This window comes from Streptomyces sp. 840.1 (assembly GCF_003751445.1).
Taxonomy (GTDB): domain Bacteria; phylum Actinomycetota; class Actinomycetes; order Streptomycetales; family Streptomycetaceae; genus Streptomyces.
In genome coordinates this window covers 4,629,864-4,653,688 of the sequence record NZ_RJUU01000001.1, presented here as the reverse complement: position 1 = coordinate 4,653,688, position 23,825 = coordinate 4,629,864, and the positions used below count along the sequence as shown (strand labels likewise).

General features: G+C 73.1%; 24 protein-coding genes. 6 read left to right on the top strand and 18 right to left on the bottom strand.

The genetic code is table 11. The annotated features are described in order from the left end of the window. Window positions 1-26: 26 nt before the first annotated feature. Complete coding sequence (locus EDD93_RS21265; protein WP_123526659.1) at window positions 27-584, top strand: MarR family winged helix-turn-helix transcriptional regulator; 558 nt, start codon at window positions 27-29, stop codon at window positions 582-584. A 184-nt stretch (window positions 585-768) separates the two neighbouring features. Here the strand turns inward: EDD93_RS21265 and EDD93_RS21260 are convergent, their stop codons facing one another. The 11 genes from EDD93_RS21260 to EDD93_RS21210 form a co-directional block, all read right to left on the bottom strand. Continuing rightward, window positions 769-1,857, bottom strand: coding sequence for an aromatic ring-hydroxylating dioxygenase subunit alpha (locus tag EDD93_RS21260; protein WP_123526658.1), 1,089 nt, complete (start codon window positions 1,855-1,857; stop codon window positions 769-771). 7 nt (window positions 1,858-1,864) lie between these two features. Beyond that, on the bottom strand, window positions 1,865-2,095 hold the full coding sequence (locus EDD93_RS21255) for a recombinase-like helix-turn-helix domain-containing protein (protein WP_123526657.1): 231 nt from the start codon (window positions 2,093-2,095) through the stop codon (window positions 1,865-1,867). A gap of 22 nt (window positions 2,096-2,117) precedes the next feature. Beyond that, window positions 2,118-3,080: a PDR/VanB family oxidoreductase gene (locus EDD93_RS21250; protein ID WP_123526656.1), complete on the bottom strand. Its 963-nt coding sequence runs from the start codon at window positions 3,078-3,080 to the stop codon at window positions 2,118-2,120. Continuing rightward, window positions 3,077-4,747, bottom strand: a complete 1,671-nt coding sequence (locus tag EDD93_RS21245) for a thiamine pyrophosphate-binding protein (RefSeq protein WP_123526655.1) — start codon at window positions 4,745-4,747, stop codon at window positions 3,077-3,079. The genes EDD93_RS21250 and EDD93_RS21245 overlap by 4 nt, the downstream gene beginning before the upstream one ends. A 33-nt stretch (window positions 4,748-4,780) precedes the next feature. Beyond that, entirely contained in the window at window positions 4,781-5,578 is a 798-nt protein-coding gene (locus EDD93_RS21240) for an SDR family oxidoreductase (protein ID WP_123526654.1), read from the bottom strand. Window positions 5,579-5,805: 227 nt separating this feature from the next. Next, window positions 5,806-6,573 (bottom strand): SDR family NAD(P)-dependent oxidoreductase, encoded by a 768-nt coding sequence (locus tag EDD93_RS21235; protein ID WP_123526653.1) that lies wholly within the window; start codon window positions 6,571-6,573, stop codon window positions 5,806-5,808. Continuing rightward, on the bottom strand, window positions 6,573-7,094 hold the full coding sequence (locus EDD93_RS21230; RefSeq protein ID WP_123526652.1) for a cupin domain-containing protein: 522 nt from the start codon (window positions 7,092-7,094) through the stop codon (window positions 6,573-6,575). Before EDD93_RS21230 ends, EDD93_RS21235 begins: the two co-directional genes overlap by 1 nt. Window positions 7,095-7,136: 42 nt before the next feature. After that, complete coding sequence (locus EDD93_RS21225) at window positions 7,137-7,922, bottom strand: alpha/beta fold hydrolase (RefSeq protein WP_123526651.1); 786 nt, start codon at window positions 7,920-7,922, stop codon at window positions 7,137-7,139. Beyond that, window positions 7,919-8,758, bottom strand: coding sequence for an aspartate dehydrogenase domain-containing protein (locus EDD93_RS21220; RefSeq protein ID WP_123526650.1), 840 nt, complete (start codon window positions 8,756-8,758; stop codon window positions 7,919-7,921). The genes EDD93_RS21225 and EDD93_RS21220 overlap by 4 nt, the downstream gene beginning before the upstream one ends. Further along, on the bottom strand, window positions 8,755-9,711 hold the full coding sequence (locus tag EDD93_RS21215; RefSeq protein WP_123526649.1) for a VOC family protein: 957 nt from the start codon (window positions 9,709-9,711) through the stop codon (window positions 8,755-8,757). The genes EDD93_RS21220 and EDD93_RS21215 overlap by 4 nt, the downstream gene beginning before the upstream one ends. A 38-nt stretch (window positions 9,712-9,749) precedes the next feature. Next, on the bottom strand, window positions 9,750-11,234 hold the full coding sequence (locus EDD93_RS21210; protein WP_123526648.1) for an aldehyde dehydrogenase family protein: 1,485 nt from the start codon (window positions 11,232-11,234) through the stop codon (window positions 9,750-9,752). Between the two features lie 322 nt (window positions 11,235-11,556). On the opposite strand from EDD93_RS21210, the gene EDD93_RS21205 reads away from it, so the two are divergent. Next, window positions 11,557-12,990, top strand: a complete 1,434-nt coding sequence (locus EDD93_RS21205; RefSeq protein ID WP_123526647.1) for an MFS transporter — start codon at window positions 11,557-11,559, stop codon at window positions 12,988-12,990. A gap of 31 nt (window positions 12,991-13,021) precedes the next feature. Here the strand turns inward: EDD93_RS21205 and EDD93_RS21200 are convergent, their stop codons facing one another. Together EDD93_RS21200 and EDD93_RS21195 are read right to left on the bottom strand one after the other, a co-directional pair. After that, window positions 13,022-13,357 carry a chorismate mutase gene (locus EDD93_RS21200; protein WP_123527901.1) on the bottom strand — a complete coding sequence of 112 codons (336 nt, stop codon included), beginning with the start codon at window positions 13,355-13,357 and terminating at the stop codon, window positions 13,022-13,024. Window positions 13,358-13,445: 88 nt separating this feature from the next. After that, entirely contained in the window at window positions 13,446-14,324 is an 879-nt protein-coding gene (locus EDD93_RS21195; RefSeq protein ID WP_123526646.1) for an AraC family transcriptional regulator, read from the bottom strand. Window positions 14,325-14,610: 286 nt separating this feature from the next. On the opposite strand from EDD93_RS21195, the gene EDD93_RS21190 reads away from it, so the two are divergent. The 3 genes from EDD93_RS21190 to EDD93_RS21180 all read left to right on the top strand — a co-directional run bounded on the left by EDD93_RS21190 (window position 14,611) and on the right by EDD93_RS21180 (window position 18,473). Then, window positions 14,611-16,431, top strand: coding sequence for a beta-galactosidase family protein (locus EDD93_RS21190; protein WP_123526645.1), 1,821 nt, complete (start codon window positions 14,611-14,613; stop codon window positions 16,429-16,431). Window positions 16,432-16,514: 83 nt separating this feature from the next. Continuing rightward, entirely contained in the window at window positions 16,515-17,423 is a 909-nt protein-coding gene (locus EDD93_RS21185) for a hypothetical protein (RefSeq protein WP_123526644.1), read from the top strand. A 51-nt stretch (window positions 17,424-17,474) separates the two neighbouring features. Beyond that, window positions 17,475-18,473 (top strand): ankyrin repeat domain-containing protein, encoded by a 999-nt coding sequence (locus EDD93_RS21180; protein WP_260255800.1) that lies wholly within the window; start codon window positions 17,475-17,477, stop codon window positions 18,471-18,473. Between the two features lie 69 nt (window positions 18,474-18,542). Here EDD93_RS21180 and EDD93_RS21175 read toward each other — a convergent pair whose 3' ends face one another. From EDD93_RS21175 to EDD93_RS21155, 5 genes are all read right to left on the bottom strand, one after another. Then, on the bottom strand, window positions 18,543-20,129 hold the full coding sequence (locus tag EDD93_RS21175; RefSeq protein ID WP_123526642.1) for a DEAD/DEAH box helicase: 1,587 nt from the start codon (window positions 20,127-20,129) through the stop codon (window positions 18,543-18,545). 242 nt (window positions 20,130-20,371) lie between these two features. Beyond that, entirely contained in the window at window positions 20,372-20,575 is a 204-nt protein-coding gene (locus tag EDD93_RS21170) for a cold-shock protein (protein WP_015607926.1), read from the bottom strand. A gap of 305 nt (window positions 20,576-20,880) precedes the next feature. Next, entirely contained in the window at window positions 20,881-21,492 is a 612-nt protein-coding gene (locus tag EDD93_RS21165; protein WP_123526641.1) for a TetR/AcrR family transcriptional regulator, read from the bottom strand. A 66-nt stretch (window positions 21,493-21,558) separates the two neighbouring features. Next, window positions 21,559-22,065 carry a pyridoxamine 5'-phosphate oxidase family protein gene (locus EDD93_RS21160; RefSeq protein ID WP_123526640.1) on the bottom strand — a complete coding sequence of 169 codons (507 nt, stop codon included), beginning with the start codon at window positions 22,063-22,065 and terminating at the stop codon, window positions 21,559-21,561. 93 nt (window positions 22,066-22,158) lie between these two features. Then, a complete protein-coding gene (locus EDD93_RS21155) occupies window positions 22,159-22,737 on the bottom strand; it encodes a HutD family protein (RefSeq protein ID WP_123526639.1) in 579 nt (192 codons plus the stop codon). A 145-nt stretch (window positions 22,738-22,882) separates the two neighbouring features. Between EDD93_RS21155 and EDD93_RS21150 the strand changes: the two genes are divergently transcribed. Then, window positions 22,883-23,806 (top strand): rhomboid family intramembrane serine protease, encoded by a 924-nt coding sequence (locus EDD93_RS21150; RefSeq protein ID WP_123526638.1) that lies wholly within the window; start codon window positions 22,883-22,885, stop codon window positions 23,804-23,806. Window positions 23,807-23,825: the final 19 nt, after the last annotated feature.

Below are 23,825 nucleotides of genomic sequence, written 5' to 3'. Positions count from 1 at the left end.
TGTATCTGTACGGAGGAGTGCCGGCGATGGCGAAGAACCAGGCTTCCGCGACATCCGCGACGACCACGGCGTCCGCGAGGGGGCAGGACGCGGTGGCCTCGATCGTGGAGGACTGGCGGCGCGAGCGGCCGGAGCTGGACACGGCTCCGCTGGAGGTGTTCGGCAGGCTGCACCGGGCGTTCCTGCGGTACAGCACGGCGATCTCGCGGCCGGTGGAGCGCAAGGGGCTGTCGATGGCCGGGTTCGACGTACTGACCGCGTTGCGCAGGGCGGGCGCGCCGTTTCGCCGTACGGCGGGTGAGCTGGCCGATTCGGGGCTGATCAGTTCGGCGGGGGTGACACTGCGGATCGACCGGCTGGAGAAGGACGGGCTGATCCGGCGGGAGCGTGATCCGCAGGACCGGCGGGTGGTGCACTCCCGGCTGACGGACGAGGGGTTGTCCGTGATCGACGAGCTGTTCTCCGAGCATCTGGACAACGAGCGGCGGATGCTGGCCGGGTTGTCTCCGGCGGAGTGCCGGCAGCTGGCGCGGTTGCTGGAGAAGCTGGAGCGGTCCGTGCTGGCGGCGGAGGGGGACGCGTAGCGGTTGGGGGGCGGGGCGGAGTCGCTCCCGCGGGAGCGCCGGGGCCCCGGCGCGGGTGGTGTCCTCAATCGCCGGACGGGCTTGAATCGGGGCGCCGATGCCCCGGCGCGGGGGCGTCCTCAATCGCCGGACGGGCTTGTTTGGGCCGGAGTCCGGCTGGCTGGGCCGGCGATTGAGGACGGTTTCAGGTCGTTGCCGCCTGGGCCTGGGCCTGGGCCTGGGCCTCGGCCTCGGTGCGGTACATGCGGCGGACGCGGACCACGCCCAGGTCGTGCTGGTAGAGGTTCTCCGCCTGGTCGGCGTCCGTACGGAGGTCCTCCAGCATGACGCGGTCCTGTTCGAGCACCTCCCAGTGACGGTCCTCCAGGAGCGTCCTGTAGAGGAAGCGCCAGGTGTCGCGCTGCCAGTCGGTGACCTTGCGGTAGCGCCAGAAGAAGACGGCGCAGCGGTCCTCGTCGATGGGGGTGGCCATGCCGACGATTCCGAACGGGCCACCGGGCCCGGCGGTCGGCGGGTACGGGATGGTGAGGTCGACCCAGTCGACGCCGGTGCGGCAGAGCTCGACCCAGTCGAAGTTGACGCCGCTCTGGTCGGTCTTCTCGAAGAAGAAGCCGCGTTCGGTCTCGCGGATGCGGAAGCGTGCGGTGGTCTGTCCCTCGGCCATGCTGTGCGAGTCGCGGTGCAGGAACGATCCGTGCATGGGGTCGAGCAGGTTCTCCACGGCGTAGCGCCAGTTGACGTTCCACTCGGCGTAGCAGAGGAACGCGGTCGTGCCGGGGTCCGTGAGCTGTTCGGGGAGGGTGAGCGGGGCCGGTTCGGGGTGCGCCTCGTCCCCGAAGTACGCGAGGATCCCGCCGCCGGTCTCGATGACGTGGGGTGCGGCGACGAGCTGCTTGCCTTCGAGGTTGCAGCCGGGCAGCCCCGGTACGGCGGCGACGGTGCCGGTGCCGTCGACCTGGACGCCGTGGTACCAGCAGGCGATCCGGTCACCGAGGTGTTTGCCGAGGGAGAGGCGGGCGCCGCGGTGCGGGCAGCGGTCCTCCAGCATGTGGAGGGTGCCGTCGGCGCGGCGGAAGAGGAGCCATTCCTCACCGAGGAGGGTGAGGCGCTTCATGCCGCCTGCGGGGACGAAGCCGGAGGGGCAGACCGCGTACCACTGGTTGCGGATGCCGGTGGCGAAGAGCCGGTCGGCGGTGCGGTTGCCGGGGCGGGCGACCTCGGAGGGGCGGGTGGGGGTGCCGGGCTGTACGGGGGTGGTGGCGGTGGTGGTCATGGTTGTCTCACGCTCCCAGGCGTCGCATCTCGGTGCGGAAGGTTTCCTCGGTCCACGGGCTGCCGTCGGGTGCGGGCAGGTCGCGGGCGTTGAGACCGGCGACGAGGCCGGGCAGGTCGTGGGCGCCGCTGCCGAAGACCTCCTCGATCTCGGCCGCGAGCTTCTTCTCGTACGGGGTGGGCTCGGCGGTGCGGGCCTGGTTGGGGTTGAGGTACTGCGGGGTGTTCGGGGTGGTCATGCCGGCTCCCTTCGGGGGCGTTTCAGAGGTCGAGTACGAGGCGGGGGGTGCGGGCGCGGGAGACGCAGAGCATCATCGACGCGCCGGCTTCGCGTTCGCCGTCGGTGAGCAGGAAGTCGCGGTGGTCGGGGGTGCCTTCGAGGACCTTGGTCTCGCAGGTACCGCAGATTCCGTCGCGGCAGGAGGAGGCGACGGGGATGCCGGCGCCCTCCAGTGCGTCGAGGACGGAGGTGCCGGGGCCCACCCCGACGGTGCGTCCGGTGCGCGAGCACACGACGTCGAAGCCGGTGTCCTCGCCCTCGCGCGGTGGGGCGGTGGGCGCGGTGAAGCGTTCGGTGCGGGCGTCGGGGCGGCGTTCCTCGACTGCGGCGAGGAGGGGTTCGGGCCCGCAGCAGTAGACCTGGGTGCCCGGGTCGAGGCCGGCGAGCAGGGCGTCGAGGTCGGGGTGGCCGCTCTCGTCCTGCGGCACGAACTCCACGGACCCGCCGGGCAGTTCGGCCAGTGCGCGGAGCTCGGCGCCGAAGGCCATGGAGGCTCGGGTGCGGCCGCCGTGGACGAGCCGCCACGGGGTGCCGGTGCGGGCGGCCTCGCGGGCCATGGCCAGGAGCGGGGTGATGCCGATGCCGCCCGCGATGAAGAGGTAGCCGGTGATGCCGGGGGCGGTGTCGAGCTCGAAGTGGTTGCGCGGGCCCCGGACATGGAGGGTCTGGCCGGGGCGGAGCCCGCTGTGGACGTGGGCGGAGCCGCCGCGGGAGGCGGGTTCCCGCAGGACGCCGATGCGCCAGTGGCCGGTGTCGGCGGGGTCGGAGCACAGCGAGTACTGGCGGACGTGCCCGCCGGTGTGTACGTCGATGTGGGCGCCGGGCCGCCAGGCGGGGAGCGGGGAGCCGTCCGGGCGGGTGAGTTCGACGCTCAGGACGCCGTCGGCCTCCCAGGTCATGCGGTGGACGAGCAGGTCGAGCCGGGGTTCCTCGGCGGGTGTCATGACGGGTTGCCTCCTTCTCCAGAGGTATCGGTGGCGGCTGCGGGGAGCTTGACCGGCGGGGTGAACGGGGTGTTCATCGGGCCGAGCGCGTCGAGGTCGATCTCGACGAGGACGGGCCCCGGGGAGGCGATGGCCTGCTTGATGACGGGCCCGGCGTCGGACTCGGCGGCGACGCGTGCGTAGGGGAGGCCGACGGCGGCGGCGAGCTGTTCGAAGTCGGGGGTGGTGAGGTCGACGCCGGAGCGGCGCGGGAAGTGGCTGTCCTGCATGTTGCGCAGGACGCCGTAGCCGCCGTCGTTGAAGACGAGGAGGGTGAGGTCGGGCTTCTCCTGGGCGAGGGTGAGGAGTTCGCCGAGGTGGACGGCGAGGCCGCCGTCGCCGGCGATGACGACGGCCGGGGTGCGGGGGCGGCCGAGTGCGGCGCCGATGCCCATGGCGAGCCCCTGTCCGATGCCGCCGCCGCGCGGGAAGACGTTGGTGGCCGGGTCGGTGATCTCCAGAAGCCGGTTTCCCCAGGTGGAGGAGGGGATGGTCACGTCGCGGGCGATGACGGAGCCGGGCGGGCAGGCGTCACGGATCGCGTCGTTGATCGCGGCCTGGGGTCCGATGGCGTGGCGCTGCGCTGTGCGGGCGTCGGTGCGGGCCCTGCGGACGCGCTCGGGCCAGCCCGGCTCCGTACCGCCGCTGGTGACGCGTCCCAGGAGGGCGGCGAGTACGGCGCCGGCGTCGCCGTGCAGGGCGACGGTGGCGGGGTACACGCGGCCGGGGGCGGCGGGGTCGAGGTCCAGCTGGAGGTGGACGGGCGGGAGTCCGAGGCTGTAGTCGGCGGTCTCGTTGGAGCGGAAGTGGGTGCCGATGGAGAGCAGCACGTCGGCTTCGGCGAGCAGGGCGCGGCCGGCCGGTGCGGTGGCGTAGTTGCCGAGGACCCGCTCGTCGGACTCGGGTACGGAGCCCCGGCCGGAGTTGGAGGTGACGAGCCCGGCGTCCAGCGCGTCGAGCAGGGCGGCGAGTTCGGGCCGGGCGCTGTTGGCGCCGCCGCCGGCCCAGACGAGGGGGCGGCGGGCCGCGGACAGCAGTGCGGCGGCCTCGTCGAGGAGTGCGGGCTCGGGCAGGGCGGGTACGGCCGCTGCGGGGACCGGGGTGCCGGTGAGGTGTTGCGGGGCGAACTGCAGGTCGATGGGCCACTCGACGCTGACCGGTCCGTGCGGTGCGGTCAGGGCGCGGGCGGCGGCGTCGCGGAGGAGGTCGCCGGCGGACGCGGCGTCGGTGACCGTGACGGCGTGCGTGGAGACCGCCCGCAACATGCCGAGCTGGTCCTTCGTCTCGTGGATGAAGCCGCGTCCGGAGCCGAGGTACTCGCTGTCGATCTGGCCGGTGATGTGCAGGACGGGGGTGCCGGAGCTGAGGGATTCGATGAGGGAGCCCGCCGCGTTGCCCGCGCCGGTGCCGGTGCTGGTGAGGGCGCAGCCGAGGTTGCCGGTGGCGCGGGCGTAGCCGTCGGCGGCGTTGACGGCCGCTGCCTCGTGCCGGACGGGGACGAAGCGCAGGTCGCGGTCGACGGCTTCGACGAGCGGCAGGTTGTGCACGCTGACGATGCCGAACACCGTGTCGACGCCGAGTCCGCGCAGCGTCTCGACGAGCAGGTCGCCGCCGTTGGGCTGGGTCATGTCGTTGTGCTCCTGGGGTTCTGGGACGAGGGATTACGCGACGGCGCGGTTGACGCCGCCGCAGACGTCGACGGTGGTGCCGGTGATGTACGAGGCCCTGGGCGACAGGAGTGCGGTGACGGCGTACGCGACCTCCTCGGCGTTGCCCAGGCGGCCGAGCGCGATGCCTCGGTCGGCGGCCAGTGCGGCCTGCCAGGCGGGGTAGTCGAGGGGGCTGCCGGAGGCGGCGTGGCGGCGTTCCCACTGGCCGGTGTCGACGAGGCCGAGGCAGACGGAGTTGACGCGGATGCCGTCGGGGGCGAGTTCCCTGGACAGGGAGGTGGAGAGGTTGAGGATGCCGGCGCGGGCGGCGCTGGTGGTCATCAGCGCGGTCTCGGGCTGCTTGGCGAGGACGGCGTTGATGTTGACGACGGAGGCGTGGCCGGAGGCTCGGCCGGCTGCGCGCAGGTGGGGCAGGGCGGCGTGGAGGGGGTTGAGGACGCCGAAGAACTTGAGTTCGAGTTCGTCGCGCCAGTCCTCGGCGGTGGTCTCGGCGAAGGGTTTCATCCGGGAGGCGCCGGCGTTGTTGACGAGTCCGTCGAGGCCGCCGAGGTGGTGGGCGGCGGCCTCGGTGAAGGCGCGTACGGCGGCCTCGTCGCGGACGTCGCAGGGGGCGTGGTAGAGCCGGTCCGGGGTGGCGAGGCCGTCCAGCGCGGTGGCGAGGGCGTCGGGGCGGCGGCCGCAGGTGGCTACGCGGGCGCCCTCCGCGAGCAGCGTGCGGACGGTGGCGAGGCCGACGCCGGAGCTGCCGCCGGTGACGAGGATGCGGTGGCCCTTCAGGCGGAGGTCCATGGGGTTCCTTGCGGGTTGGGGGGGGCGGGGTGCGGGCTGGGCGGGGGCGCTCCGCGGGCACCGGGACCCCGGTGCGGGGGGTGACCTCAATCGCCGGACGGGCTTGATTTCGGGCGGCCCGGCACGCTTGGTCGGTGCGGTCCGACGCCCCGTCCCGTCCTCAATCGCCGGACGGGCTCGGCGCGGCCGGCCGGCGGGCTTGTTTTCGACGAACGGGCCCGGACGGCTCACTGCATCGTGAAACCGCCGTTGACCGCGAAGGTCTGGCCGGTGATGTAGCCGGACTCGTCGCCGATGAGGAAGGCGATGAGGCCCACGAGGTCGGCGGGTCGCTGGGGGCGGGAGATGGCCCGGTTGAGGCGGTAGAGCTCGTGGCGTTCGGCGGGGATGTCCACGGCGGACTCCCCTTCGGTGAGGCCGGGGGCGACGGCGTTGACGGTGATGCCGAAGTCACCGGTCTCGCGTGCCATGGCCCGGGTCAGGGAGATCACCGCGCCCTTGGAGGCGATGTAGTGGGCGAGCCGGGGCGAGCCGTACAGGGCGGCGTCCGAGGCGAGGTTGACGATGCGTCCGCCGCCTTGGGCCCGCATCAGCGGGAGGAGGGCGCGGGCGACGAGCCAGGGGCCCCGGGCGTTGACCGTCATGATGCGGTCCCACGCCCCGACGTCGATCTCGTGGAAGGGCTTGCCGCCCACGGCGTTGGCGAGGCCCGCGTTGTTGACCAGCCCGTGCAGCTGGCTGCCGTCGCCCGCGAGGGTGGCGGCCAGGGCGGTGACGGAGTCCGGGTCGGCCACGTCGAGCGGGTGGAAGTCGGCGGTGATGCCGTCGGCGCGCAGTTCCCCGGCGGCCTGCCGGCCGGTGGCCTCGTCGAGTTCGGCGATGACGACGCGGTGTCCGTCGTCGCCGATCCGGCGGGCCGCGGCCAGTCCGAGGCCGCGGCCGGCGCCGGTGACGACGACCGTACGGGCGGTACGGGGGGTGTCGTCGGCGGCCATCAGTCGCGGGTGATGCCGTGCATCGGGGAGTGCTCGGGGTAGGTCGGGACCTGCGGCTTGCGGGTGCCGATGATGACGCAGAACAGGGCGTCGGTGTCGCCCTCGTTCTTCAGCGAGCGGGCCACTCCGGCGGGCACGACGATCATGTCGCGGTAGCCGAGGGTGCGGTACTCGGCCTCGTCGGCGCCCCGGTGGATGCCGACCCTGACCCGGCCCTCCAGGACGAAGAAGGCCTCCTCGACGTCGTGGTGGGTGTGCTCGGGGCCCTCGGCGCCCGGCGGGAGGAGCATGTTGGAGAGGGTGAAGCCGCCCGAGGGCAGGATGCGGTTGTCGCTCTCGTGGTTGCCGGTGGCGCCGGAGCCGACGTAGCGGATCTGGGCGCGGCGGTACTGGGCGCCGGCCTTCTCCTGGAAGGAGAGGGTGTTCCAGTCGGGTTCGCGGGAGTCCTTGGTCGCGATGAGCGAGTCGGTGTACTTGGCGAGGTCGCCGTCTGTCTCGTAGGGGGTGTTGTCGATGGGCACGGGTTGCTCCTCGGTCGGTGGGTGCGGGTGGGGGCTGCGTCGTTACGCGGGAACGCGGGCGACGACGTGGAGGTGGGCGCGGACCCAGGCGTTGAAGGCCTCGGGCCGTTCCTGGTTGGCGAGGTGTCCGGCGCCGCTGAGGGTGACGTAGACGGATGTGGGGAGTGCCCCGGCGATGGCCTGCGACTCGTCGGGGCCGGTGACGGTGTCCTGTTCGCCGCACAGGACGAGGGCCGGTGCGGCGATGGCGGGGAGTTCGCCCGTGAGGTCCGCCTCGGCCATGGACGCGGCGGCGTAGCCGTAACCGGGGCTGCGGACGGAGCCGGCCATCGTGGCGACGACGCGTTCGACGAGGGCGGGCGGCGCGGCGGCCGAGACGAGGCGGGGTCCGCGGGCGGCGGCGAAGGCCCCGGGCCCCTGGGCGGCGAGCGCTGCGGCGCGCCCGCGCATGGCCTTCGCCCGGTCCGGGTCGGTGCCGGACCCCCGGCTGGAGTCGGCGACGATCAGGGAGGCCACCAGGTCCGGGTGCCGGGCGGCGAGGCGCAGCGCGATGACGCCGCCCCAGGAGACGCCGAGGACGTGGGCGGGGCCGCCGTGTTCGCGGATGAGGTCTGCGGCGGTGTCCACGTAGCCGTCGAGGCCGGGGGCCCGGTCCGGGTCGGCGGAGTCGGCGTAGCCGGGCGCGTCCCACGCCACCACGTGCACCCGGTCCGCGAGCCCGGCGAGCTGGGGGGCGAAGGCGGCGGACGAGGAGCCGATGCCGTGCAGGCAGAGCAGCAGCGGGGAGTCCGGGTCGCCCGCCTCCCGGGTGTGAACGGCGGCGGTCACAGGATCTGTCCCGCCCGGCCGACGACGGCGCCGAGGCTGCGGAGCACGGCGTGCGGGACGACCTGGCTGGTGGCGGGGTTGGCGGCGTCGGGCCGGTGGGCCACCTCGAAGCGGTACGTGCCGTGCGGGCCGGCCGCCTCGATGACGTGCCGGGTGAGGGTGGCGGCCGGGTCGGCGACGACCACGACCTGGACGAGGCCGGGGTCGCCGGTGGCCAGCGCGACCGAGGCCGCGACGTTGGTCGACCTGGGGAACTTGACCGGGACGTCGCACGCGGTGCCGCGCATCACCTCGACGGGTTCGGTGGTGGTCCGCAGCCGCTCGGTCAGTTCGGCGTCCATCCACGGCTGGTGGAGGGTGCCGGGGAGCTTCGTGGTGGTGAGGGTGACGGAGGTGAGGGGGCCGAGGCCGCGGACTGCCTGGAGGAGGTCGAGTCCGCCGACGGCGCCGCCGGTGAAGTAGACGCGTCCGGGTCCGGCGGCGCGCAGCCGGCCGGTGAGCGCGGGATCGACGAGGGCGCCGGTGGAGGCGATCAGCAGGTCGGCGCCGCTGTTCAGGACCCGCTCGGCCCATTCCCGTACCACCGCCTGGCCCGCTGCCTCGACGATCAGGTCGCAGACGGCGAGGGCGTCCTCGAAGGACAGCTGGGGTGCGGGGGCGTCGACGAGGGGGCGGTTGTCGATGACGCAGGTGAGTTCGGCGCCGGGGACGAGCCCGTCGGCGAGTGCGGTGCCGACGACGCGGCCGATGGCTCCCCAGCCGACGAGGCCGATGCGGCGCACGGGGCGGGCGGGGCGGGCGGTCGTCTCCGGGCGGGGGGTGAGGGCGGCGGTCACGCGGTGGCCTCTTCCGGTACGTCGGCGGGGGCGAGGGGCCCGGGGTCGGGGGCGCCCGCCATGTGGCGGCGGATCGCGGGCGAGGGCGGGCCGGCGGTGCCCCAGAGGTCGGAGAGGCCGGGGGTGCGGCGCCATACCTTGGCGATCCAGGCGTCCTCGACGATCTGCGCGACCTCGGAGGTGTATTCGCAGACGAGCCCGGCCGGGTCGGTGAAGTAGGAGAAGGTGTTGTTGCCGGGACCGTGCCGGCCGGGCCCCCACTGGGGGTCGATGCCGTGGTGGCGGAGCCGGCCGAGGCCGCGCATGAAGTGGTCGATGGACGTCATCTCGTAGGCGACGTGGTTGAGGGAGGTCCACTCGGCCTGGTTGAACGCGATGCAGTGGTGGTCGGCGTTGCAGCGCAGGAACGCCATCTGGTGCTCGGACCAGTCGGAGACGCGCAGGCCGAGCACGGAGGTGTAGAAGGCGACGGCGGCGTCGATGTCCGTGGTGTTGAGGACGGTGTGGGTGACGCCGACGGGGACGGCGGCGTCCCGTCCGCGCGGGGTGACGGCGTGGGTCTGGGCGCTGAGTTCGAGTTGCCGGCCCTCGGGGTCGGTGAAGCGGAGTCCGTAGCCGCCGCCGACCTGGTCGAGGGGGCCGGGCCCGGCGACGGGGACGATTCCCCGCGCGAGGAGGCGGCGGGCGGCCTCGTCGATCTCGGCGGGGGTGGCGACGGCGAAGGTGATGCGGCCCAGGCCGTTGCGCTCGCCTCGGGCGAGGTGGAGGACGTGGTGTTCCCCGCCGGTGCCGCGCAGCCAGGTGGCGTCGCTCTCACGTTCGACGGGTTCCAGGCCCCAGACCTCGGAGTAGAAGTCGGCGGACTCGGTGAGGGCGGGGGTGCGCAGTTCGACGGAGCGCAGGGCGCGCAGCCGGGCGACGGGGTGGGTGTGGGGCTGGTTCTCGTGGGGCATGGCGTTCTCCCGCTCGGGTGGGTGGGGCGCGTGCGGTGTCAGCGGGCGGCGGCCCAGGGCAGCGGGGTGGTGTCGGTGGCCCAGTAGAGGGACTTCTGCCGCTGGTAGCCGCGGATGAGGTCGCGGCCCTTCTCGGTGCCGATACCGCTGTCCTTGAGCCCGCCGAACGGGGTGGAGATGCTGAACTGCTTGTACGTGTTGATCCAGACGGTGCCCGCGTCGATGCGGCGGGCCAGGCGCCAGGCCCTGGCGTGGTCGCGGGTCCAGATGCCGCAGGCCAGCCCGTAGACGCTGTCGTTGGCCTGGGCGACGAGGTCGTCCTCGTCGTCGAAGGGCAGGGCGATCAGGACCGGGCCGAAGATCTCCTCCTGGCAGACGCGGGCGGTGTTGGGCAGCCCGTCCAGGACGGTGGGCAGGTAGTACGCGCCGTCGCGGTACTCCTCGCCGCCGGGGGCCGCTCCCCCGCACCGGACGGTGGCGCCCTCCGCGCGGGCCAGGTCGACGTGGGCGGCGACGTTGTCGCGGTGCCTGTGGTGGACGAGCGGGGCGACCTGGGTGTCCGGGTCGGTGCCGGGCCCGACGCGCAACTTCTCGGTACGGGCGACGAGTTCGCCCAGGAACTCCTCGTAGCGGGAGCGGGCGACGAACAGCCGGGAGCCGGCGATGCAGCTCTGGCCGGTGGAGGAGAAGACCCCGTACATGACACCGGCCAGGGCCTGTTCCAGGTCGGCGTCCTCCAGCACGACGGTCGGGGACTTGCCGCCGAGTTCGAGCGATACGGGCATCAGCTTGTCGGCCGCGGCGTGGGCGAGGGTGCGCCCGGTGCCCGTACCGCCGGTGAAGGTGACCTTCCCGACGGCGCGATGGCGCACGATCGCGTCCCCGATGACGCTGCCCCGGCCGGGCAGTACGGAGAGCAGCGCGGTGGGCAGTGCGGCCTCGGTGAGGGCCCGGTGGACGAGGCGGCCGAGCGCGAGGGCGACGAGCGGCGTCCATTCGGCGGGCTTGAGGAGGACGGCGTTGCCTGCGGCGAGTGCGGGGGCGAGCTTCTGGGCGTCACTGGCGATCGGCGAGTTCCAGGGGGTGATCGCGCCGACGACGCCGATGGGTTCGTGGACGCTCATCGTGACGTACGGGCCGCGCGACGGGGTGAGGGCGTCCTCGGCGGTCTCCAGGGCGGCGGCGGTGTAGCGGAAGGTGCCGGCGGCGCTGAGGACGAGGGCGTGGGTCTCGGTGCGGCATTTGCCGGTGTCGGCGGTCTGCAGGGCGGAAAGGCGGTCCGCGCTCTCCTCGACGAGGGCGGCGATGCGGTGCAGCAGCCGGGCGCGGAGGTGGGCGGGGAGCTCGCGCCAGGCGGGGTCCTGGGCGGCGCGGGCGGCCGCGGTGGCTGCCTCCTCGACGTCGTCGAGGGACGCGGCGTGCACGGTGGCGATGACCTGGCCGGTGGCAGGATCGACCGTCTCGATGGGGGCTCCACGGCCCTGGCGCCACTGTCCCGCGACCAACACCTCGTCGGCAAGCATCAGTTGGCCTCCTGCTGTCGAATCGGTTACCTCAGGGCTAAAAAGCTAAGCCCTTAAGTAATTGACCGCAAGCCCCCTCGGTAAAAAACTCTTTCGCCTCGAAGGTCTTGACGGCGTCCACCCCAGGGCGGATAAAACTTAAGCACTAAGAAGCTAGGCGCTTGCAGAGATCCCCCTGGGGTCAGTGATCGTTTCCACCCGCTCACCCACCCCCTGAGCCGGCTCCCCTCCCGTACGCTCGGCTCACTCCCCGCCCCCTCTGCAACCCGTACGCCTGGCTCCCCAACCGCTCCGGCCCCACGCGGAGCAGGAGGAACCCTGGATGAGCACCGACACCTCGAAGGACGCCGCGCCGGGCCCACCGCCCGCCGGCACCACTCGCGCCGCCGTCGCAGCCCGCTTCGAGCGGCTGCCCCTCTCCCGCTGGCATGTCACCGTCCGGCTCATCGTGGGTGTCGTCACCTTCTTCGAGGCCTTCGACCAGCTGCTGATCGCCTACGCGCTGCCGGAACTCCGCGACGAATGGCACCTGACCACGGGGGACGCCACCGCCGTCCTCACCGTCGGCTCGGTCGGCATGCTCGCCGGCGCCCTGCTGTCGGGGCGGCTGGCCGACCGCTACGGCCGGGTGAAGGTGATCGCCTACTGCGTGGCGGCCTCGGGCCTGGTGAGCCTGGCGCTGACCGCCTGCACCTCGCTCACCCCCTTTCTCGCGCTCCGCTTCCTCCAGGGGCTCGCGATCGGCGGGGAGGTGCCGGTGGCGGCGGCGTTCATCAGCGAGATCACCCGGAGCTTCAAGCGGGGCCGCTTCGTCCTGCTGTACGAGCTGGTCTTCCCGGCCGGCCTCACCATCGGCGCCCTCGTCGCGGCCTGGGTGGTCCCGGCCGCGGGCTGGCGCGTGATGTTCGCGATCGCCGCGGTGCCGGGTCTGCTGGCCTTCCTCGTCCAGCGCAGGGTCCCCGAGTCACCGCGCTGGCTGGCGGACCGGGGCCGGCTCGCGGAGGCCGAGGCGGTGATGGCCGGGATCGAGGCGAAGGTGTCGGCGGCGACGGGCGGGCCGCTGCCCCCGCCGCTCCGGCCCGCCCCGGAGGCGGCGCCGGAAGCGGCAGCGGCGGCCACCCCGGCCGAACGCGCCGCGAACGGCATCCGCGGCCTGTTCACCGGCCGCTACCGGCGCCGCACGCTGGTCGTCGGCGCGATCTGGTTCACCGGCTACTTCGTCAACTACGGCGTGACGTCCTGGCTGCCCAGCATCTACAAGGACGAGTACGGCCTCGGCCTCTCCGACGCCCTGCTCTACTCCACCGTGACCTCGGTCGCCGGTCTGCTCGGCTGCCTGCTGGTCGCGCTGACGGTGGACGTCATGGGCCGCCGCCGGATCTTCGCGATCTGCCTCGGCGCCTCGGCCGCGCTCCTGCTGACCCTCGCCGCGCTCGGCGCCCACTCCCCCGCCCAGGTCCTGATCTGGACCTCGCTGTCGGCGGTCGGCTTCTTCGGCTCCAACATCTGCCTGTACCTGTACACGCCGGAGCTCTACCCGACCCGGATGCGCGCCCTCGGCTGCAGCGTCGGCGGCGCGGTCAACCGCCTGGGCGTGATCCTCGGCCCGATCCTGGTCGGCGTGGTCTACGCGGCGGGCGACAGCGTCGCGGCGGTGTTCGTGATGCTGGGGGCGGTCGCGGTGATCGGCGCGGTGGTGGCCGCAACCCTGGCCGAGGAGACGGCGAACCGCCCGCTGGAGGAGATCTCCCCCTGAGGAACGGGCGGCCGCGGCGCGGGGATGCCGCTCAGGCCCCCGCGCCGCCCGTCCCGTTCGCCGACTCCTCCGCGATGCGCTCGTGGTGGCGGATGACCTCGGCCACGATGAAGTTCAGCAGCTTCTCGGCGAACGCCGGGTCCAGGTGCGCGCTCTCCGCCAGCTGCCGCAGCCGGGCGATCTGGCGGGACTCCCGGGCCTGATCGGCCGGGGGAAGGTGGTGGGCGGCCTTGAGGTGACCGACCTGCTGGGTGCACTTGAAGCGCTCGGCCAGCATATGGACGACTGCGGCGTCGATGTTGTCGATGCTCTCTCGCAGCCGGTTCAGCTCGGCGCCTACGGAATCGTCGATGTCGCTCATGGTCATGGTCATCGAGCTTAGGGCCTTTCGTTCGGATCATGCTGGGCTCGCGGGGTCCGGACGAAAGACCCTGGAGCCCGTCCGGCGCAGCGGGCTACGGAGTGATCGTCGGCGGGTGGTCCGGGTCCGGCACCCGGTCGCTCCAGCCCCCCGGCACACTGCGCCCCTGCTGCTCACGGAAGCGGACCGGGGCGATGCCGACGCGGCGGGCGAACAGCCGGGAGAAGTACGCCGGATCGTCGTACCCGACCCGGCGGGCGACCGCCGCGACCGGCAGATCGCTGGTGGCCAGCAGCTCCTTGGCACGGCCCAGCCGGATGCCGAGCAGGTAGTCCTTCGGGCTGCACCCCGCTCCGCGCCGGACGGCCGTGCGCAGTTCGGCGGCGGTCATCCCGTGCCGGGCGGCGTGCTCGGCGACGGAGAGCGGCTGGAAGGCGTCCCGGGTCATGGCCTGGAGCACCGGGTCACCGTCGGGGCTGACATCGGCGCGGGCCCGGCGCAGCGCGACGAGCAGTTCGTGGACGGCGGCGCCCGTCTCCACCTCCAGGAGCGGGTTGCCGCGCCGGGCCGCCCGCACCATCCGGCCGATGGCGGCCCGTGGCGCCGCCGTGTCGGAGAGCGGGACGAGGGGGCGGTCCGGCTCGATGTAGCCGAGTTCGGTGTAGGTGGTGGTGGCGGGGCCCGTGAAGTCGACGAAGCTCTCGTCCCAGCCGGTGGCGGGGTCGGCGCCGTAGTGGTGCGGGGTGCCCGGGGTGAGCCAGATCAGGCTGGGCGCGGTGACCGGGGTGCGCCGCCCGTCGGGCCCGGCGAACCACCCGCTGCCCGAGTTGATGACCACGGCGACGTGGTGGTCCAGGGTGCGGGGGCCGACGGTGGGCAGCGCGCCGTGCTGGAGGCCCACCCCGAGGCAGACCAGACCGAGGCGGTGGTGGAGCGGGCTCGGGGTGAAGAAGCGCATCCAGGTGTGGTACATCGGCTTTCGCTCCCGGTTCTCGCTCCATGCCGCGACGCGGTGCGCCGCGACAGCCGTGTACTGCGACAGCGGCGTGCCGCTGCACTCGTGTGCCGCCGCAGCCGTGTGCCGCTGCGTCCAAACAGCAATGATCTTTGTCCATGGACCGGCCGCACGCCAGGGGGTGAGGCTGGGTCGCGACATTCCTCCCGGGTTCGCCCGCTCCGTCACACGTGCCGCGTTCCGGCCGTACCCGCTCGCGGAGCACGGCACCCCGGGACCGCCCGCACAGGAGAGAACGAGCACGATGGCTGACTTCACGGTGGGCGACGACGACCACTTCCGGCTCGACGGGCGGCCCGTGCGGCTGCTGTCGGGTGCCCTGCACTACTTCCGGGTGCACGAGGCGCAGTGGGACCACCGGCTGTCGATGCTGCGGGCGATGGGCCTGAACTGTGTCGAGACGTACGTGCCGTGGAACCTCCACGAACCCCGGCCCGGCCGGTTCCGGGACGTGGCGGCGCTGGGCCGGTTCCTGGACTCGGCCCAGCGGGCCGGACTCCGGGCGATCGTCCGGCCGGGTCCCTACATCTGCGCGGAGTGGGAGAACGGCGGACTGCCAACCTGGGTGACCGGGCGGTACGGCCGGCGGGTGCGGACCCGCGACGCCGGCTATCTGGACGCGGTACGGCGGTGGTTCGCCGAACTCCTGCCCCAGGTCGTGGAGCGGCAGATCGACCGCGGCGGTCCGGTGATCATGGTCCAGGCGGAGAACGAGTACGGCAGCTACGGCACCGACCAGGAGTACCTGCGGCAGGTGGCCGCGATGCTCGTCGAACTCGGCGTGAGCGTACCGCTGTTCACCTCCGACGGGCCGGAGGACCACATGCTCACGGGCGGTTCGGTGCCCGGCCTGCTGGCCACGGCGAACTTCGGGTCGGGCGCGCGCGAGGCGTTCCGGGTGCTCAGGCGCCACCAGGACAAGGGCCCGCTGATGTGCATGGAGTTCTGGTGCGGCTGGTTCGAGCACTGGGGTGCGCCGCCGGTCGTACGTGATCCGGCACAGGCCGCCGACGCGCTGCGGGAGATCCTGGAGTGCGGGGCGTCGGTCAACATCTACATGGCGCACGGCGGCACGAACTTCGGCGGCTGGGCGGGCGCCAACCGCTCGGGCCCGCTCCAGGACCAGCGGCTCCTGGGGACGGTGACGTCGTACGACTACGACGCACCGGTCGACGAGTACGGGCGGCCCACCGAGAAGTTCTGGCTGTTCCGGGAGGTCCTCGCCCCCTACGCGGACGGCCCGCTCCCGGAGCCGCCGCCGGAGCCCGCCGGGCTCGCCGCGCCGCTGCGGGCCGCGCTGACCGGCTGGGCGCCCCTCAGCGACGTGCTGGAGGCGCTCGGGGACGAGGAGCAGCCGGAGTCCGGCGTTCCGCCCACGTTCGAGGAGCTGGGCGTCGACCGGGGCCTGGTGCGCTACCGGGTCGCCGTCCCGGGCCCCCGACGGCCGTACACCCTGGGCGTGTCGGGCCTGCGGGACCGGGCGGTGGTGTACGTGGACGGTGTCCGCAGGGGCGTCCTGAGCGAGGAGGACGGCACCCTCGACGAGCCGGTGGCCGGGCCCGCCGAGGTGGAGCTGTGGGCCGAGTCGCTGGGCCGGGTCAACTACGGGCCGCGCCTCGGCGAGGCCAAGGGCATCACCGGAGGCGTGCTGCACGAGCGGCAGTTCCTGCACGGCGTACGGGCGCGGGCCCTGCGGCTCGACGCGTTCGAGGACGCGGCGGCGGTGGCCTCGGTCCCCTTCGTCCCGGTCGACGGGGCCGGGCGCGGCGGCCTGTACCGGGGTTCCTTCGAGCTCGCGGCGGCGGACGCGCGCGAGACCGGGCACGCGGGCCTCGAACTGCCGGGCTGGACGCGCGGGTTCGTCTGGGTGAACGGGTTCTGCCTCGGCCGGTACTGGTCGGCGGGCCCGCAGCGCACGCTGTACGTGCCGGGTCCGGTGCTGCGGGAAGGGAGCAACGAGGTGTGGGTGCTGGAGCTGGAGGAAGCGGGCGCGCCGTACGCGGAGCTGGGGCCGGGTCCGGCCTCGCGGACCGCTGCCGGTGTCCCGGAGGCGGCCGGCATCTGAGGGCCGCCCCGCTCTCCCGGGCCGCCCGGCGCCGCCCCCCGCTACAGTGGGCGGCACCGAGTGGCGCGGACGGGGGTGAGGGCGTGAGCGACAGCCCCCACGGCAGCCCGGTCGTGCACGGGTTCCCGCACCTGGCGACGGTCCGGTCCGCGATCACCGCGCTGTACCGGCGGCTGTCGTACGACGGTGTGCACCGTTTCGCGCCGAGCCTGCTGCCCGTCGACGCCGCCTTCGCCGACTCGGACGACCTGCACATCGGCGCGCAGCGCGTGGCACGGGCGATGGTGCGGCACCTGCGTCTGCCGGACGCCCGCATGGTCGTGGCGTTCCGTGCGATGGAGCATGCCGGCAGCGTCGAACTCGCGGCCGGGCCCGAGTACTTCGTCGAGCTCAACGACCGGTTCCGCACCCACCGCAGGGACATCGGCGCCGCGTTGTCGCACGAGGTCACCCATGTGCTGCTGCACCGGCTCGACCTGCGGTTCCCTGGTATCCGCGACAACGAGATCCTCACCGACACCGCGGCCGCCTATCTGGGGGCCGGCTGGCTGCTGCTCGACGCGTTCCGGGAGGACGCCACCTCCAGCCAGAAGCTCGGCTACCTCACCCCGGAGGAGTTCGGGTACGTACTGGCCAAGCGGGCACTCGCCTTCGACGAGGACCCCTCGCCCTGGTTCACCAGCCCGCAGGCCTACACCGCGTACACGAAGGGCCGGGCGCAGGCCCTGCGGGAGACCCTGCAGCCGCCGTTGACGGCGGCCGGCTGGGCGGGCCGGCGCCGGTACGCCAAGGACCGCCGGTACGCCCAGGACCATCCCGGTGCGGCCTCGGCCCCCGGCCCCGAGCCGCCGTACGCCTTCGAGACCGGGCGGGACGGGCTGCGGGTCGCGTTCGCGTGCCCGACCTGCCATCAGCGCAACCGGGTGCCGGTGCGCGGCCGGGTGCGGGCCAGGTGCGCGCTGTGCCGCACGGTGCTGGACTGCACGACCTGAGACGCCAACGCCCGTAACAGGCCTTGGCTCAAAAGGTATTACAGTCGAAATGTGACAGAAGATCCGATGACGCGGGGATACCCGGGGGCGGGCGGGCAGAGCCTGTTCGACGCGGTGTACGAGGGCGAGGACGCCGTCGTACGGCTGCTTCGCGCCGGTGTGCCCGCCGAGTCGACCGACGAGGACGGTGCCAGCGCGCTCTACCTGGCGGCGGTCTCGGACCGGCCGGGCGTGGTGCGGCTGCTCCTCGCGGCCGGTGCCGATCCGGACCGGGCCTGCGGTCCGGAAGCGGGTGACCTGCCGATCTGCGGGGCGGCCTGCGGCGGTCACACCGAGGTGGTCGAGGCGCTGCTGTCGGCCGGGGCCCGGCCGGATCTGCGCGAGCAGTTCGGTTTCACGGCGCTGCGCTGGGCGGTGGGGCTCGGCCACGCGGGGACCGCCCGCGCCCTGCTCGCCCACGGCGCCGACCCCTGCCTGCCGGGGCCGGGCGGCGAGGCGCCGCTCCTCCTGGCCGCCCGCAGGGGCTCCCTGGAGACGGTGCGGGCGCTGCTGCACCACGGCGCGGGAGCACCGGACGGGGCCCTCGAAGAGGCGCTCGGCGAGGCGCGCCGCATGCTGGACGTGGACCTGGAACAGGAGATGCGCGGCGGGCTGCTCGACGCGTACGGGGACACGGACGCGCACCGCGTATCGGTGCACCGCACCGTCGTCGACGGCGGCGAGACGCTGGTCGTCGAGCTGGCCCGGGGCGACGGGGAGCCGTTCGCGGGCCAGGACCAGCAGACCGGGCACGGCGCGATCGCCACGCTCCTGGAGAGCGAACTGGGCCTGCTCGCCCCGTTCGAGGAGCTGGCCCGCCGGGCGCTGCACTCGGGCGGCCCGGACCTGGACAACTGGCAGGCCTCGGCACAGGCGCTGCGCGAGCGCGGCGACGAGGAGACCCGGCAGGCGGCGGCCGCGTGGTGCGCGGCGGATGATCCGTTGCGCCGGGCGTTCGGCGCGGACGTGCTGGCGCGGCTGGGGGCACAGACAAGCCCGTCCGGCGATTGAGGACGGAGCGTCGGCCGGGTGCTCCCGGGCATCGCTTCCGTCCTCCGTCGCCGGACGGGCTGAATTGCGCTACGCCGCGCGGCGCCCGCGCGCAGGCGCACCGCTGCGGCCGGAACCGCCGGCGCGACCCGCGCCCCCGGTCCCGCCACCGGCACCGCCGGCAGCCCCGGCACCGGATCCGCGCCGGCCACGCCCACGCGTCCCCGAGCGGAAACCGCCGCCCGTCCCCGCGCCCGAGCCCCCGCCGGACCGCGTACGCGGCTTCGGCTGGGTCGGCTGCGGGATCTCGACCACGATGGCGATGCCCGACGGCTCACGCGCGCCGGTGATCCGGGCGAGCTCCTCGTCGGTGGACTTGATCCGGGTAGTGCGCGGCGCGATGCCGGCGTCCTGCATCAGCCGGGTCATCTCCCGCTTCTCCTCGGGCAGCACCAGCGTGACGACGCTGCCGGACTCCCCGGCGCGCGCCGTGCGCCCGCCTCGGTGGAGGTAGTCCTTGTGGTCGGTGGGCGGGTCCACGTTGACGACGAGGTCGAGGTCGTCGACGTGGATGCCGCGCGCCGCCACGTTCGTCGCGACGAGCGCGGTGACCTGGCCGTTCTTGAACTGGTCCAGGGTCCGGTTGCGCTGCGGCTGCGAGCGGCCGCCGTGCAGGGCCGCGGCCCGGACGCCGCTTGCGAGCAGCCGCTTGGCGAAGCGGTCGGCGGCACGCTTGGTGTCGACGAACATGATCACCCGGCCCTCGCGAGCGGCGATCTTCGTGGCGACGGCCTTCTTGTCGGTCTCGTCGAGCACGTGGAGCACGTGGTGCTCCATGGTGGTGACGGCGCCGGCCGAGGGGTCGACCGAGTGCACGACGGGGTCGGTCAGGAACATCTTGACCAGGCGGTCGATGTTCTTGTCCAGGGTCGCGGAGAAGAGCATCCGCTGCCCGTCCGGCTCGACCTGCTTGAGCAGGGCGACGACCTGCGGCATGAAGCCCATGTCGGCCATCTGGTCGGCCTCGTCGAGGACGGTGATGGCGACCTGGTCGAGGCGGCAGTCGCCGCGCTCGATGAGGTCCTTGAGCCGGCCCGGCGTGGCGACGAGCACCTCGGCGCCCCGGCGCAGGGTGCCGGACTGCTTGGTGATCGACATCCCGCCGACGACCGTGGCCATCCGCAGGTTGACCGCGGTGGCGTAGGGGGTCAGCGCGTCGGTGACCTGCTGGGCGAGCTCGCGGGTCGGGACGAGGACGAGGACGAGCGGCGCCTTCGGCTCGGAGCGCCGCCCGGCGGTGCGGGCCAGCAGCGCGAGACCGAAGGCCAGGGTCTTGCCGGAGCCGGTACGGCCCCGGCCGAGGATGTCCCGGCCGGCGAGCGAGTTCGGCAGGGTGGCGCCCTGGATCGGGAAGGGGTCGGTGACGCCCTGCGCGGCAAGGGTTTTCAGCAGGGCGGCGGGCATGTCCAGCTCGGCGAACGCCTCGACGGCGGGCAGTGCGGGGGTCATGGTTTCGGGCAGGGCGAACTCACCCTGCGGCGGCGTGGCCTTGCGACGCGGCGACGCCTTGCCGGATCCCTTGCCGGAACCCTGTGCGGTTGCCTTTGCCTGGGCCGTGCCACGCCCCCTCGACGGGCGATTGCGGGCGGGACGGTCCTGACGTTCGGAGCGGGTCATACGGAATTGCCCTCCTGGGGATTCCTGGGAACTACGTGGGACTGCTGGGACTTTTCGGGGGCCCGCGCGGAATGCGGACACTGCACGCGGTGCGCGGGGGCCCGGGACACCCGGGGTGCTTCGTCGCACCCGGTGCGGGGCGCCGGTGGGCGCCCGGAGGTTACGTACTTCCCAGGGACAGCACAAGCCGGGGCCCGCACCTTCACGGTGCGGGCCCCGGCTGCGAGGTACGCGTCCGGCAATTAGGCCGGGACGATGTTCTCCGCCTGCGGGCCCTTCTGGCCCTGCGTGACGTCGAAGGAGACCTTCTGGCCCTCCTGGAGCTCACGGAAGCCCTGGGTGGCGATGTTGGAGTAGTGGGCGAAGACGTCAGCGCCGCCGCCGTCCTGCTCGATGAAGCCGAAGCCCTTTTCCGAGTTGAACCACTTCACGGTTCCAGTAGCCATGTCATTCTCCTAAAACAGGTGCAGTGCCGGAAATCCGCACTTTACGAATTCCAAGTCGCCGCATTGAGCCCCACCCGGAGAAAGCCGGAAAACAATAAAGCGCCTGAGGAAGCATTCCCGTCAGGCGCACATAAAGTTCATGGGTACCAAAACTGCAACCGGACCACCGTAGCACGATCTGCCGACCGGCGGTGGGACACGCCACGCCGCCGGCCGGCTGTTTCCCGGGTGAACCCATGGGGCGCAAGGGCCGGAGCCGTTCGAAGATCGCCGAAGACTCGGAAGGCCCCGGGCGCCGCGTCGCCTCAGCCGCGCAAGGCGATCCCGTCCAGGACCATCGACAGGTACTGGCGGGCGATCTCCTCGGGGCTGTGCCGGCCGCCAGGCCGGTACCAGGACGCGGCGACCCAGACGGTGTCGCGGACGAACCGGTAGGTGAGCCGGATGTCCAGGTCGGCGCGGAAGACCCGGTCCACGACGCCGCGCTCCAGGGTGCCCAGCCAGGCCTTCTCGAACTTCTGCTGGGAGTCGACGAGGTACTGGAACCTCGGCTGGGCGGCCAGGTGCTGGGACTCCTTCTGGTAGATGGCGACGGCGGCGCGGTGCCGGTCGATCTCGCGGAAGGACTCGGTGACGAGCGCCTCGATGGTCTCCCTGGGGCCGAGCCCGGCTTCGAGCACCGCGTCGTACCCCTCCCAGAGCTCGTTCAGGAAGGTGGAGAGGATCTCGTCGACCATCGATTCCTTCGAATCGAAGTGGTAGTAGAGGCTGCCCGCGAGCATTCCGGCCGCGTCCGCGATCCGGCGGACGGTCGTGGCGTTGTATCCCTGCGCGGCGAACACCTCGGCGGCGATGGCGAGCAGCTCGCCGCGCCGCTCGGGGGAAGGCGTCGCCTGGGGCTTCTTCTTGGTAGGCACCCGCCCATTCTCCGCCCGGCCGTCTCCCCGCCGTCATACGGGCGCCTTCGGAGGGAGCCCGGACCTTCAGGAGATCTCGGCCAGGGTGGCCTCGTCATTGCCGCGGCGGAAGGAGCGCAGCGGCTTCCCGGGCCGCCACACCCGGATGACGAGGGTGTCGCCGCCCTCGATACCGGTGTACATCACCTCGGTCAGCTCCAGCCGGAAGAGGTGGAACGGCTGCGGCGGCACCACCTCATCGATGAAGCGGGCCAGCACCGCGGGGTCGGTGACCTCCACCGCCCGGCCGGAGATCCGGGCGTCCCCGTCGGCCATCTCGGCGTCGGGGCCGGGGTTGGCGTGCACGGCGAAGCGCGGGTCGCGGAGCAGGTCCAGCGCCTTGCGGGAGTTCGGCATCATGCCGAGGAAGGGCTCGTCCAGCCGGAACTCCACCTCCAGGCCGGTCACCCTGGGCGAACCGTCCTTGCGGATGGTCGCCAGGACGTGGTGCTTGTACTTCTCGAAGCGCTGCCGCACGGTGTCGGCGAAGTCGGGCTCCGCGGTCCGGAAATCTGCCCAGGAGTTCGATGTCATGAGTTCATCGAAACCCTTAATCCCGACATCCTCTGTCGGGTTTGGGACCGGATTTAGCCGGCGGCCGTCCCGGACCACCCGTTCGGCAGCCGTTCAGGCCGGCCCAGGTCCCGACAGCGTGATCAGCGCCGCGTACCCGTGCGTCCGCAGCGCGCACGACGCCCGGCCGTGCAGCGACACCGCGTCGTAGCGGCCGAGCACGGTGTCCGTACCGTCGACGACGGCGCCGTCCTCCAGCGCCACGGCCAGTACCGCCCCGCCCTCGGGAGCCGTCAGCCGCACGGTGCCGCGTACGACCGCCACCTCGGCCCGCGCACGGTCCCTGCGGTACATCACGTTGAGGTTGAGCACCGGGCCCGCCAGCAGCCGTCCGTCGGTCGCCACGTCGCCCGGGAAGCCGTGGGGCCAGTACGGCTCGTCGACGATGTGGTGCTCGCCGTCCACCATGAGGTCCATCCCGGCGCCCTCCACCACGGTCAGGGTGCGGTCCACGCCGGGGAACGCGGAGAACGGCCCGTCCTCGGTCACGTCCGCGAGGCTGACCCGCCAGTCGAAGCCGCCGCCGTCCCCACCGGGCGACACGGCGATCTCGCGGGTGACTCCTGCGCCGTTCTTCCAGGGGGCCGGGGTCCGGCCCGCCGCGCGCAGGATTCGGAACGCCTCAGAGGTCATGCGAATGCTCCGGGTTCGACGGGGGCAGGGACGACGAGCCTACGGTCCGGGGCCGGATGGAACCGGCTCCCCGGGGGTTCGCTATCTTGATCGCCGCCGCCCCCCACCGGCCGCTCTTGCCCGTTCACCGATGAAGGAGCCGGCCATGGAGGCCGCCATCACCACGTGCTACCGCCATCCCGCGTACGAGACGTATGTGAGCTGCACCCGCTGCGAGCGCTTCATCTGCCCGGACTGCATGCGCGAGGCGGCGGTCGGCCACCACTGCGTGGAGTGCGTGAAGGAGGGGCGGCGCTCCGTCCGGCAGGCGCGGACGGCGTTCGGCGGGTCGGTGGCCCGGACCGCGGTTCCGCTCGTCACCTGTGTGCTGATGGGCCTGAACATCCTGGTGTACCTGGCCGAGCTGGTGCGCCCGGGGATCGTGGACCGGTTCGGGATGACGGGTGCGGAGCTGACCGGTCCGGACGGGGTCCGGTACGTCTACGAGAGCGGCGGCATCCCCGGTTTCGACGTGACCGGGGTGGTGGGCGGTGAGTGGTACCGGCTGCTGACCGGCGCCTTCCTGCACCTGCCGCCCGGCGACTCCGCCCTCGGCTCGGTGCCGTTCGGGGTGCTGCACATCGCCTTCAACATGTACGCGCTGTGGAACCTGGGCCGGGTCGTCGAGGAGCAGCTGGGCCGGGTCCGCTTCCTGGCGCTGTACCTGCTGTCCGCGCTGGGCGGTTCGGTGCTGGTGTACCTGATCGCGCCGCTGGACACCGCGGTGGGCGCCTCGGGCGCGGTCTTCGGGCTGGCGGCGGCCTTCTACGTCATCAGCCGGCGGCTGGGCCGGGACATGCGCGCGGTGAACCGGTTCCTGGCCGGGTTCCTGGTGTGGATGGTGGTCTCGGCCGGGTTCACCTCGTGGCAGGGCCATCTGGGCGGGCTGCTGACCGGTGCGCTCGTCACGGTCGTCTACGCGTACGCCCCGGCGGAGCGCCGTACGGCGGTCCAGGCCGCCGGGTGTGTGGTGCTGTTCGCGGTGCTGGTGCTGCTGGTGGTGCTCAAGACCTCGGCGCTGACGGGCTGAGCCTGCCGCGCGCCCGCCC